The organism is Ruegeria sp. BI12 (assembly GCF_056537985.1).
Window position 1 is genome coordinate 1,019,519 of record NZ_JBQFSL010000002.1, and the last position, 12,089, is coordinate 1,031,607.

Annotated in this window: 12 protein-coding genes; 8 read left to right on the forward strand and 4 right to left on the reverse strand. The window is 55.5% G+C overall.

Features of this window, described 5'->3' with window-relative positions:
- Positions 1 to 249: 249 nt before the first annotated feature.
- From ACR0AK_RS17750 to ACR0AK_RS17780, 7 genes are all read left to right on the forward strand, one after another.
- Entirely contained in the window at positions 250 to 1,626 is a 1,377-nt protein-coding gene (locus ACR0AK_RS17750) for an ammonium transporter (RefSeq protein WP_480794533.1), read from the forward strand.
- An 11-nt stretch (positions 1,627 to 1,637) separates the two neighbouring features.
- Positions 1,638 to 1,853: a hypothetical protein gene (locus ACR0AK_RS17755; protein ID WP_170560539.1), complete on the forward strand. Its 216-nt coding sequence runs from the start codon at positions 1,638 to 1,640 to the stop codon at positions 1,851 to 1,853.
- A gap of 150 nt (positions 1,854 to 2,003) precedes the next feature.
- The gene (locus ACR0AK_RS17760) at positions 2,004 to 2,933 is read left to right on the forward strand and encodes a class II glutamine amidotransferase (protein WP_480794334.1); all 930 of its coding nucleotides are present in this window, start codon (positions 2,004 to 2,006) and stop codon (positions 2,931 to 2,933) included.
- A gap of 1 nt (position 2,934) precedes the next feature.
- Positions 2,935 to 3,618 carry a GltB/FmdC/FwdC-like GXGXG domain-containing protein gene (locus ACR0AK_RS17765; RefSeq protein WP_170560541.1) on the forward strand — a complete coding sequence of 228 codons (684 nt, stop codon included), beginning with the start codon at positions 2,935 to 2,937 and terminating at the stop codon, positions 3,616 to 3,618.
- Positions 3,619 to 3,638: 20 nt separating this feature from the next.
- Entirely contained in the window at positions 3,639 to 4,967 is a 1,329-nt protein-coding gene (locus tag ACR0AK_RS17770) for an FMN-binding glutamate synthase family protein (RefSeq protein ID WP_170560779.1), read from the forward strand.
- An 80-nt stretch (positions 4,968 to 5,047) separates the two neighbouring features.
- Positions 5,048 to 6,376 (forward strand): type III glutamate--ammonia ligase, encoded by a 1,329-nt coding sequence (gene glnT / locus ACR0AK_RS17775; protein ID WP_170560542.1) that lies wholly within the window; start codon positions 5,048 to 5,050, stop codon positions 6,374 to 6,376.
- A 72-nt stretch (positions 6,377 to 6,448) separates the two neighbouring features.
- Entirely contained in the window at positions 6,449 to 7,159 is a 711-nt protein-coding gene (locus tag ACR0AK_RS17780) for a type 1 glutamine amidotransferase (protein WP_480794335.1), read from the forward strand.
- Positions 7,160 to 7,199: 40 nt separating this feature from the next.
- Here the strand turns inward: ACR0AK_RS17780 and ACR0AK_RS17785 are convergent, their stop codons facing one another.
- Positions 7,200 to 7,619, reverse strand: coding sequence for a group II truncated hemoglobin (locus ACR0AK_RS17785; protein ID WP_480794336.1), 420 nt, complete (start codon positions 7,617 to 7,619; stop codon positions 7,200 to 7,202).
- A gap of 129 nt (positions 7,620 to 7,748) precedes the next feature.
- On the opposite strand from ACR0AK_RS17785, the gene ACR0AK_RS17790 reads away from it, so the two are divergent.
- The gene (locus ACR0AK_RS17790) at positions 7,749 to 8,594 is read left to right on the forward strand and encodes a DMT family transporter (protein ID WP_170560545.1); all 846 of its coding nucleotides are present in this window, start codon (positions 7,749 to 7,751) and stop codon (positions 8,592 to 8,594) included.
- Between the two features lie 129 nt (positions 8,595 to 8,723).
- Here the strand turns inward: ACR0AK_RS17790 and ACR0AK_RS17795 are convergent, their stop codons facing one another.
- Genes ACR0AK_RS17795 through ACR0AK_RS17805 form a run of 3 tightly spaced genes read right to left on the reverse strand, consistent with a single transcriptional unit; the run spans position 8,724 to position 12,033 of the window.
- Entirely contained in the window at positions 8,724 to 9,446 is a 723-nt protein-coding gene (locus ACR0AK_RS17795) for an alpha/beta fold hydrolase (RefSeq protein ID WP_480794337.1), read from the reverse strand.
- Complete coding sequence (locus ACR0AK_RS17800; RefSeq protein ID WP_480794338.1) at positions 9,443 to 10,984, reverse strand: ABC transporter permease; 1,542 nt, start codon at positions 10,982 to 10,984, stop codon at positions 9,443 to 9,445. Before ACR0AK_RS17800 ends, ACR0AK_RS17795 begins: the two co-directional genes overlap by 4 nt.
- Positions 10,981 to 12,033 (reverse strand): quaternary amine ABC transporter ATP-binding protein, encoded by a 1,053-nt coding sequence (locus tag ACR0AK_RS17805; protein WP_480794339.1) that lies wholly within the window; start codon positions 12,031 to 12,033, stop codon positions 10,981 to 10,983. Before ACR0AK_RS17805 ends, ACR0AK_RS17800 begins: the two co-directional genes overlap by 4 nt.
- Positions 12,034 to 12,089: the final 56 nt, after the last annotated feature.

Consider the following 12,089-nt stretch of genomic DNA (forward strand, 5'->3'; position numbering starts at 1 on the left):
TGGGAATATTTGCCTTTAAAAAATGAACCCTAAAGATGGAGAAAGGATCTCAAAAAAACCTTTTGTCTATAATGTTTTGCGGTCAAAACCGACCCTTAAAATTGCGCTTGCGACGCCCGCTCTAAAGATGTTTGCCCCACATATCTATTGACAGGTGACCCGCGAGATTGTCCTCTGAGTAGACAATATTTCCCAGCAGGAAAGTTTCCGGAGAGAGGCTTGCTGCTGCAACAACAGGGAGACTACGAAGTGGATGGCAATCTAAATGCACTCACGACGGTCTTTACCGAGTTCTACTACTGGGTAACGGTCGTTTTCATGTTCCTCATCCATGTGGGCTTTTGCATGTACGAAGTCGGGGCAAGCCGCGCCCGTAACCACATGCACACATTGATGAAAAACATCATGATCATCCCGCTGGTAACGGTAACGTTTTTCTTCTTTGGATGGTGGATCTATTGGGCGTTCCCAAACTTCCCCTTCTGGGGCGGGCTGGACACCGAAGCAGGTGCTGCAAACCTGCCCTGGGCCGACACGATGGCAACAAACCTCGGCGACAGAATCACAGGGGTTTTCTGGGCAGCGTTCCTACTGTTTTCATGGACAGCCGCATCAATCGTTTCGGGATCTGTGATCGAACGGATCAGATCTTCGGCCCTTTGGGTTCATGCAGTCATGATCGGATCGGTCTGGTGGATCATCGATGCCGCATGGGGCTGGCACTATGGCGGTTGGATGGTACGAATCCTAGGCTACCATGATGCTTACGCCTCTGGGGTTATCCATGCCATTGCCGGGGGCTACGCGCTTGGCGTGATTATGGTTCTGGGGCCGCGCCTTGGCAAATTTGCCAAGGACGGCACGCCGCGGGACATCCCGCCGCACAATCCGTGGCTGCTGACGATCGGAATCTTTCTGATCTATACAGGGTTCTGGGGCTTCTATGCCGCTTGCAACGTTCCTGCCATTTCGCCCGAGGCGATTGACGGCCAAATCACCGGCGTAACTTGGACAGCAACCAACATCTATCTGGCTCCGACGACCCTGTCGGCGATCACCTTCAACTTCCTCATGTCGCTGTCTGGCGGTCTGATGGCAGCGTATGTGATCTCGAAAGGTGATGCGTTCTGGACGTTCTCGGGCGGGCTTGCCGGAATCATCACCGCCTCGGCCGGTAACGACCTGTATCACCCAATCCAGGCAATGATCATTGCCGCCATCGGTGTCGTCATCGTGTACAAGCTGCACTATTGGGTCGAACGTCGGTTCAAGCTGGATGACGCGGTAGGTGCCGTTGCAGTGCACGGTTACGCCGGGTTCGTTGGTCTGGTGATCTCTGGGTTTGTCCTATGGGGTGTCCCGTCTTCGCCTTACGAAGGTTATGCAACGATCAACCCGATCGGACAGATCACCGGCGCGGTCATCATGTTCTTTGTTCTGGGCTTCCTGCCTGGATGGGCTCTGGCCAAGATTCAGTCTTTCATGGGCGTGCTGCGCATCCCGGAAGAAGTTGAACTGCAAGGCCTCGATTATGCCGAGCACCACGCCTACGAGGACGCAAAAGCCGCGATCATCGAAGCTGACAAACAGGAACTGGCTGCCCGAGCAGGCGCGGCTGCGAAGTAAAGGAGAGAGACATGTCTACAAACGGATATACAAATTGGGCTGTCGATCTTGCCGAGGTTGGACCTATCTACCCCTTCCAAGGCTACGAAGTGCTGATGGTCATCATAGGTGTCGTTTTCTGGATTGGCTGGCATCGCATCCAGTTTGTCCGCGAAGGCGAACACCTGGAAAAGGCACGCCACACTGGTGACGAAGAAAAAGTGAAAGCCCAGTTAGAGCGATACTGACCCAGCTTCTAAAAGAACCTGCTATGGGCGAGAAACCAGAGGTCTCGCCCATTGCCTCTTAGGAAAAAAACTTTCCTACAATTATTGATGTCCTGCAAATTTGTTGGTACCGTCGAATCATAACGAAACACACAAGGAGATCTGCCAGCCATGTGCGGAATTGTTGGATTATTCCTCAAAGACCAGTCTCTTGCGCCCCAACTGGGCAATATGCTGACAGACATGCTAATCACGATGACAGATCGTGGCCCCGACAGTGCCGGTATTGCGATCTACGGGGCAGAGACGGATGGGAAAACCAAGATAACGGTTCAGTCCCCCACCCCCGATACCGACTTTGTCGGCTTGGCCGATGAGCTGGGCAAAAGCCTAGGTTCGATGGTTGGTCAGACAGACAACGATACACATACTGTTTTGGAAGTTCCCGCCGGGCAGTTCGAAGCCGCGCGCGCCGCGCTGGCCGAAATCCGCCCCTCGGTTCGGATCATGAGCCGAGGTGACAGCCTCGAAATCTATAAGGAAGTTGGTTTGCCCAAGGATGTTGCGGACCGCTTCAATCTGAGCGGCATGAGCGGGACCCATGGCATTGGCCACACCCGCATGGCAACAGAATCTGCCGTGACAACTATGGGCGCGCACCCTTTCAATACTGGATCCGATCAATGCCTGGTCCACAACGGGTCGCTATCCAACCACAACTCGTTGCGCCGAAAGCTGCGCCGCGAAGGTGTGGTTATCCAGACCGAGAACGACACCGAAGTTGGTGCTGCATACCTCACTTGGAAAATGATGAACGGCGCCACTTTGGGTGAAGCTCTGGAATCCAGCATCGACGATCTTGACGGTTTCTTTACCTTTGTTGTCGGCACCAAAGACGGCTTTGGCGTCGTGCGCGACCCGATTGCCTGCAAGCCAGCTGTGATGGCCGAAACCGATCAGTACGTGGCCTTTGGCAGCGAATACCGAGCGTTGGTGAACCTGCCCGGCATCGAAGACGCGAGGGTGTGGGAGCCCGAACCGTCCACTGTTTATTTCTGGTCCCACAACAACAGCCCAACAACACACGAAAAGGCCGCCTGATATGCAGACCTATGATCTAGAGGCAGACGGGCTGCGCGGATTGAATTCGTCCCTGCAAGCGCAATCCGCCGAGACCAATCAAACAAACTGGGAAATCGTGAACCCCAAAGGCAGTCATGCGATTGCTGTCGGCCTGGACGCACCCATTGAAGTGACGGTCAAAGGTTCGACCGGATATTACTGCGCCGGGATGAATCAACAGGCGACCATCAAGGTTGAGGGGTCTGTTGGTCCGGGCGTGGCCGAGAACATGATGTCCGGCCAAGTAATAGTAGACGGCGATGCCAGCCAATATGCCGGGGCCACGGGCCACGGCGGTTTACTGGTTATTAAGGGCAATGCCAGCTCGCGCTGCGGCATCTCGATGAAAGGTATCGACATTGTCGTACATGGCAATATCGGCCACATGTCCGCCTTTATGGCACAGGCCGGCAACCTGGTCGTCTGCGGAGATGCAGGTGATGCGCTGGGAGATTCACTCTACGAAGCAAGGCTGTTCGTACGTGGCGCGGTCAAAAGCCTCGGCGCTGATTGCATCGAGAAGGAAATGCGGCCCGAGCATCTGGACATCCTGAAGGACTTACTGGCTCGCGCAGGCAGCGATGCCAAGCCGGAAGAATTCAAACGCTACGGCTCTGCCCGTCAGCTGTACAACTTTGACGTCGACAATTCCGCCGCCTACTGAGGAAGAAGGGTATGAAAGATATGGACGATCAGATCCCCCGCACCCTGCCGATTCAGTCGGCGACGTTTTCCAACCCGATCAATGCAGAAATCCGTCGCGCTGCAGCGACCGGCATCTATGACATTCGTGGTGGTGGAGCGAAGCGGAAGGTGCCGCACTTTGACGACCTTCTGTTTCTGGGCGCGTCAGTGTCGCGCTATCCGCTGGAAGGCTATCGAGAGCGCTGCGATACCTCGGTAACGCTGGGCACGCGTTTTGCCAAAAAGCCGATTGAGCTAGATATTCCGATCACTATCGCGGGGATGAGCTTTGGTGCCTTGTCCGGCCCGGCAAAGGAAGCTCTGGGCCGTGGTGCATCTGCAGCCGGTACATCGACCACCACCGGAGACGGTGGCATGACCCCTGAGGAACGTGGTCATTCCAGCAAGCTGGTTTATCAGTACCTGCCATCGCGCTACGGCATGAACCCCAACGACCTGCGCAAAGCGGACGCGATCGAGATCGTGGTCGGTCAGGGTGCCAAGCCCGGCGGCGGCGGCATGCTGCTGGGGCAGAAGATCAGCGACCGGGTGGCCGAGATGCGCACCCTGCCCAAGGGGATCGACCAGCGTTCCGCCTGTCGCCATCCGGACTGGACCGGCCCGGACGATCTTGAAATCAAGATCCTTGAGTTGCGGGAAATCACAGATTGGCAGGTACCGATCTACGTTAAGGTCGGTGCAACACGCCCCTACTACGACACTGCTTTGGCGGTGAAGGCGGGTGCAGATGTTGTGGTGATGGACGGCATGCAGGGTGGCACCGCCGCGACGCAGGACGTGTTCATCGAACATGTTGGGCTGCCGACGCTGTCCTGTATCCGACCCGCCGTTCAGGCTCTGCAGGATCTGGGCGTGCACCGCGAGGTACAACTGGTCATCTCGGGCGGTATCCGCACCGGTGCCGATGTTGCTAAAGCGCTGGCACTGGGCGCAGATGCGGTCGCCATAGGCACCGCCGCATTGGTGGCTCTGGGCGACAACGACCCCAAGTGGGAGGCCGAGTATCAGAAGCTAGGCACCACCACCGGCGCATATGATGATTGGCATGAAGGCCAGGACCCGGCGGGTATCACCACGCAAGACCCAGATTTGGCAGCACGGCTGAACCCAGTCGACGCGGGCCGCAGGCTGCGGAACTATCTGAAGGTTATGACGCTTGAGGCGCAGACGATCGCGCGCGCCTGTGGTCACAACCATCTGCACAACCTAGAGCCCGAAGATTTGTGTGCCCTGACAATGGAGGCCGCCGCCATGGCGCGGGTGCCACTGGCAGGAACCAGTTGGTACCCGGGTAAGGAAGGGTTTTAGAAACGAAGCTGCGCGGCTCCCTGATGGGGGCCGCATTTTACTTTGAAAAACAAAAAATCAACAGGGAAAGGAAAGCAATCGTGACGACAGATCTCGCAGCTTTCGCAAAAGAAAAAGGCGTCAAATACTTCATGATATCATTCACCGACTTGTTCGGTGGACAACGGGCCAAACTCGTGCCCGCGCAAGCTATCGCGGATATGCAGGAGGACGGCGCGGGATTCGCCGGCTTTGCCACGTGGCTGGACATGACACCAGCGCATCCTGACATGCTTGCTGTGCCTGATCCGTCCTCGGTCATTCAGCTACCGTGGAAGCCCGAAGTGGCTTGGGTTGCTGGTAACTGCGTGATGGAAGGAAGCGATGTCGCGCAAGCCCCGCGCAATGTGCTGCGCCGCCTGATCGACGAGGCCGCCGCCGAAGGAATGCACGTTAAAACCGGTATTGAGGCCGAGTTCTTTCTGCTTACCCCGGATGGCGAACAAATCAGCGATCCGTTCGATACCGCCGAAAAGCCCTGTTACGACCAGCAGGCAGTTATGCGTCGCTATGATGTGGTGCGCGAGATCTGCGACTACATGTTGGAGCTGGGTTGGGGACCGTATCAGAACGACCACGAGGACGCCAATGGCCAGTTCGAGATGAACTGGGAATTTGACGACGTTCTTCGCACGGCGGACAAGCATTCCTTCTTCAAATTCATGACCAAATCGGTGGCCGAAAAGCACGGGCTTCGGGCGACCTTCATGCCGAAACCGGTCGAAGGCCTGACTGGCAATGGTTGTCACGCTCATATCTCGGTCTGGGATGCGCCGGGCGCGGACGCAAAAACCAACGTGTTTGCAGGCGAAGGCGAAGGTCCAACCGGAGAGGTTGGTCTGGGAGAACGCGGCAAACACTTCCTGGGCGGCATTATGAAACACGCCTCGGCGCTGGCCGCGATCACCAATCCCACAGTGAACAGCTACAAGCGCATCAACGCACCGAGGACAATGTCGGGTGCAACTTGGGCACCCAACACTGTGACGTGGACGGGCAACAACCGAACCCACATGGTCCGCGTCCCCGGCCCCGGACGGTTCGAACTGCGCCTACCGGACGGGGCAACCAACCCGTATCTGCTACAGGCCGTCATCATCGCGGCTGGGCTATCCGGCATCCGGTCCAAGGCAGATCCAGGCAAACGCTGGGATATCGATATGTATGCCGAAGGTCATAAGGTTCGTGGTGCTCCGAAACTGCCTTTGAACATGCTTGATGCGTTGCGTGAATACGACAAGGACAAAGAACTGAAGGCAATGATGGGTGCCGAGTTCTCATCCGCGTTCCTTAAGATGAAACATCAGGAGTGGAATTCTTTCGTGTCGCATTTCTCACGTTGGGAAAAAGACAACACATTGGACATCTAAGCCGGGTGAAGTACTGCATCTCTGGGCCGCGGCACAAGCTGCGGCCCTTTTTCAAGCCTCAAGAGGCAAATTATGAACGTTCTCATATTTCAACATTCACCAGGTGAGGGCCCCGGCGCGCTTTGCGATCACATCGTCGGTCACCAAGACGAAATGCAGATCGTACACCTTAATAATGGACAACCTATTCCGCAGCTGGAGGATTTTGACCTCTTGCTCGTGATGGGTGGTCCTATGGATGTATGGGAAATTGAATCTTACCCTTGGCTAGTTTCTGAAAAGCAAGCCATCAGGACATGGGTACGTGATCTCAACCGACCGTATTTCGGAATATGTCTTGGACATCAACTGTTGATAGATGCGCTTGGTGGCACCTGCACCCGCATGCAAGTCCCGGAAATCGGTGTACTGCCTGTCGAACTGACCAATAATGCCAAACAAGATCCCTTATTCGCCGCCCTGCCCCGGCAGTTCCGCGTACTTCAGTGGCACGGCGTCGGCGCTGAAAAATTACCTTCTGGAACAACTGTCCTGGCACAGTCTACAGGTTGCCCGGTGCAGGCGATACGTGTCGGAGATCTTGCCTGGGGCGTTCAGTTTCATCCCGAAATCGTCCAGGGTACGATCAGCGCATGGATGAATGATGAAGGCAATCACCGATGCGCAGTCGATTGGCTTGGATCTGCTAATACGGCGTTGGTCATGGAACGTGACAGTGACGATATCTCTGCCGATCAATTCAAAATGACATCAAAAATCTACGCTTCCTTACGCCAACTCTGATCGGAAACCCCGACCCTGTTTGATCGTCTCGAGAGGTCTGTCACGCATGCCCGGCATCCGCTTCTAACCGCCAGTCGGGAACGTCGTTGACCAGCATCAGCGCGGCCCTGCGGAGCGTCGCACGCATTCTGTCAACAACCGGACCTGCCATCTCGCAATCCGCCAAAGCTGCATCGAAGGTGTCCAGCCAAAGCTCTGCGTCGGCCTCCCGGATTGGAACATGGGCATGGATTTCACGCAGGTCCATATGGCCGAAACGTTCGCGGTAGTAGGCCCGACCACCCAGAAACCCACTGAGAAACTCGAACTGAGCTTGTCTGGTGTGGTTCAGCCCATGCCCTCGGAAATGAAGCCTGTGCAACGAATGCACCGCCGGATCCGTTTCCATTCGGTCATAAAATCGCTCGACCAGAGCACGCAGTTGGGCCTCACCACCAATTTGCTCAATTGCGGGTTTCATGTGCTGCCTTTCTGTAACTTTGGCATCGACATTATTGCATAACAGGAAAATAAGTTTATCAACAGTGACATATTGACGTAGACATGTTCAGAGGCGGATTCAGATGAATCCGATGATGGTGATGACGCTATGAATGCTCTGGCCCTAGGCCTGTTGGCGGCACTTTGCTGGGGAATTCATGATCTGGCGGTGCGCTATGTCAGTCAGTCTGTCAGCGTAATTGCGTCACTTATGATTGTGCTGATTTCAGGTGCAGTGCTGCAATTTGGTCTGGTCGCAACGCTGGGAGGCCTTGATCCCATTTCCGGCACCGTAATGATCAGCGCGGTCGCCGCAGGTGGGTGTTACCTTATGGCTGGCATAAGCATGTACGCAGCATTTCAGCGTGGTCCGGTTCGTCTGGTTGCGCCACTTGTCGCGAGCTATCCGGTTCTGTCCGTTTCACTGGCGATCTGGCGCGGTGCCACCATCAGCCCGCTGCACTGGCTTGCCGTGATAGCGATCGGTGTTGGAGTTTCCGTTGTGGCAGCCAAATCTGAACGCGACGCAACGGCTTACCCTGCAGCTGGCCCGACGGTGGTATTGTCGCTGCTTGCGGCAATTGGTTTCGCCGCTGCCTTCGCGCTAGGACAATATGCAACAGAGCAAAGCAACGAATACTCGGTCTCTTTGGTCATTCGGCTGACTGCAATCCTTGCCCTGGGTTTGATCGCTTTGGCGTCCAAAAGGTCGATTTGGCCCGGTCCGCAAGCCCTGCCTCTTCTATGTGTGATGGGTGTTTTGGATGCTATCGCCATCCTTAGCGTGACTGCAGCGGGCGGCCTGCCCAATGCACAGTTTGCCTCGGTAGCGGCGTCAGTCTTTGGGTTGCTGACAGTTGTATTGGCATGGGCTATTTTGCGCGAAAAGATGGTGCCACGACAGTGGCTTGGCTGTTTCGTTGCGTTTGCTGGTATAGGCTATCTCGCCCTGTAAATCGACCTGCAGGACAGATTGGAACCAGAACCTTTTTGAATTCGCAGTTCACTCTCCGAACCCCAGATACGATGTATTCTGGCACATACGGCACCAAAACCGCTGAGGTACTTGCGTTGACAAAACAATTCATTGTGCATCAAGGAAATCAATCAGCACTTTGTTGAATAGCCCGGCTTTTTCCAGATGCGTCGCATGTGCGGATTCCGGGATTACCGCAAGATTGGCGTTTGGAATAGACTGCCATAATTTTTCTGTTTGGCTCCATGGGTAGGTCCGGTCACGATCCCCCCAGATAACCAGCGTCTTGGTCGGAATAACCGACAGGTGTTCGACGCCACTCCAACAATGCATAGCATCCAAACCCGTAAGTATTGTTTGCAGGCTGCTTTGCTCAGCAATCGCAGCGCAGTCTTCATATGCCGCAGCCTTTTCGCGATCTAAAAACCAGGTTGCCGCAATCCGACGCGCCGTCGCTTGTGGTCCATCCTCACGGGCGCGCGTCTTTGAAGTATCAATGGTCTCAAACCGCCCTGGCAAGACGCCTACCGACCCGGTGCCGTATAGCACTAAGCGGTCAACACGCTCAGGTACTCTGGCAATCATTTCCTGCACGACCATTCCGCCCATCGAGTGCCCAACCAGGTGGAACTTTTCGATGCCGCGCATCTTCAACTCGTTCAGCACCCAATCAGCAAAGCCTGAGATGCTGCAGAATGCATCAAGCTTCGCGTTTTCACCGAAGCCTGGCAGGTCCAGTGTGATGACCTTGTAAGCCGCCATAGCCTCAACCTGTCCCTGCCATTGCCGACTGCCGCCCAGGAACCCATGGACAAATACAACGGGTGTCATTTCCGGCCGCCCTGCACGATGCGATCCAGGATCATGGCACAGAACAGGATTGAGAACCCTGCAAGGATGCCTTGCCCAACATTCGCATACTGCAACGCTTCCAGAACGTCCTCGCCCAGACCTTTGGCCCCAATCAGCGACGCGACGACAACCATTGCCAGTGACAACATGATTGTCTGGTTGATACCTGCCCGAATAGAGGGGCTTGCCAGCGGCAGATCAACTTTGGTGAGCAGATACCATTTGTTGGCGCCAAAGCTGATCGCAGCCTCTCGCACGCTTTCCGGAACGCCACGCAACCCGAGTACGGTCAGGCGCACCACTGGCGTGCCGCCAAAGATCATTGTGACAACAACCGCCGCGGGCTTACCAACACCGAAAAACGCGATCACGGGGACCATGAAGACAAAAGCCGGCATGGTTTGCATGAAATCCATGATCGGTTGGATAAAGGCATAAAACCGAGGGCGTCGAGCAGCGAACATACCCAGCGGAATACCGATAACAATCGAAAGGCACGCCGCTGTGCCCAGCAAGGCCAGCGTAGTCATGGCCCCTTCCCAGAAGCCCAGCAGGCCCATATAGGCCAGAAATGCACCCGAATAAATCGCCGTGCTGATGCCAGCAGTCAGCCAGGTCAACAGAATAATAAGGCTTGCAATCACGATCCACGGCGTCTGCACCAGTATGACCTCTAGCGCATCCAGCAATGTGCGGATACCAAATGTAAGCCCGTCAAAGAAGGCCTCGCTATTACGCACGCACCAAGCGATGAAATCTTCCACCCATTTTATACTGGTCAGGCGAATATTGGGATCTGTCGGGAAATGGCTAAGCAGCGAGAAGCGGCCCGGAAAACTGTAATGCATCATCGCTGCTGCAACGATCAATGCCATGAATATCGCACTGAATACGATCTGTGACACCGGCATAGCCGAGCGGATAGAACGATCCGACAGCCAATCGGAAAACCGCGCCTCTAGCGCCCAATTTGCCACCTGCGACTGTATCAGCTTGGCGATGATCAGAATGACTAGACCAGTCAGAATGATGTAAGGACCTTCAGCGGCCATCGCCTCGGCTTCGGCCCGGATGCCGCCAATGTTTTCTTCAAGCGAATCCACTGTTCGCTGATAGACATCGATCTTGTCCGAGTTGCTTTCGAGGGCTGCAGCCAACTGCTGACGTCGCAACTCGAGCGTCCCTTCAATCGATGCGATGCGCTCCATTGCCTCGGCGGCAAGGTCGCCGAACATTCCCCGCGCAATTTGCACGTAAGCGATTGTTTCGAGGATCAGAAACGGCAGTGCCCATGACCATAAACCCCGTGCCCCGAACCAGACCGGCCCAAATATCCCGGCCATCAAATTGAAGGTCGGCGTGAAGCGGGACGATGCACCAATCTTGTCGAAGTTGCGGATGTAGTATTCAGGACTAGTGCGCACAAATGTTCGGATGTTTTCGCGCCGCTCTTCGGCATAGGCCTGGGCTGCTTCGCTTTCGGTATCTTCCAGAGGGTTCACATCAGAGATACTCATGACACTTCGGTCCCTTCGATCACGGTGCGCAACAGATCGGCACGGGTAATGACACCAACATCAATGCCACCGTCCTCCACCAGGATGGCGCTGCCGTTGTCGATCGCCAGATTGATCAGCGTGCTTAAATTTTCGGCCTCATTCACCCGAGGGGCATCTGCCGATAGCGGCCCATGCGCCGCAACATGTTCGGGTATCGGCCGCATCACCGCATGAGCGCGAACAACTTTGAGCCGCGATATACCCGCAACGAAGTCGGCCACATAGTCATCGGCAGGGTTCATGACGATGTCTTCAGCGGTTCCGATCTGAACCACCTTACCGTCGCGCATGATCGCGATCCGATTGCCGATACGAACCGCCTCGTCCAGATCGTGTGTGATGAAGATCGTGGTCTTTTTCAGGATCTTGCTCAGGCGGATGAATTCATCCTGCAATTGCCTTCGGATCAAAGGGTCCAGCGCCGAAAACGGCTCGTCCATCAACAACACATCCGGGTTGGCCGCCAGTGCACGAGCCAGGCCTACGCGCTGCTGCATACCACCGGACAGCTCATGTGCGAACTTTGATCCCCAGGCACCCAGTTCAACGATGTCGAGAATGGCAGCGGCTTGCCGCATGCGTTCGTTCTTGCTGACCTGCCGGATTTCCAATGGCATTGCGACATTGTCCAATACCGATCGATGCGGCATCAACGCAAAGTTCTGAAACACCATGCCAATCTTGTTATTGCGAAACTGCTGAAGCTCTTTCGGCCCCAGCGCCATTACATCGGTGCCCTCGATTTCGATCTTACCGGCGGTAGGTTCCAACAGCCTGTTGAAATGGCGGACCAGAGTGGATTTCCCGCTGCCTGACAAACCCATGATGCAGAAAATCTCGCCCCGGTTGACCGACAGGCTGACATCAGCGACGCCGACAACGCAGTTGTATTCGGCCAGAACCTGGGCCTTGTCCAATCCACGGTCACGGATTGCCTGCAGCGCCACCTCGGGCCTGCCCCCAAATATCTTCCAGACATTCGAGATTTCAATAACGGTATCGCTCATAGGTCCCCCAGAGATCTGCTTTTGGGCGGCGCCAACAGATGCCGCCACCCTGTTTC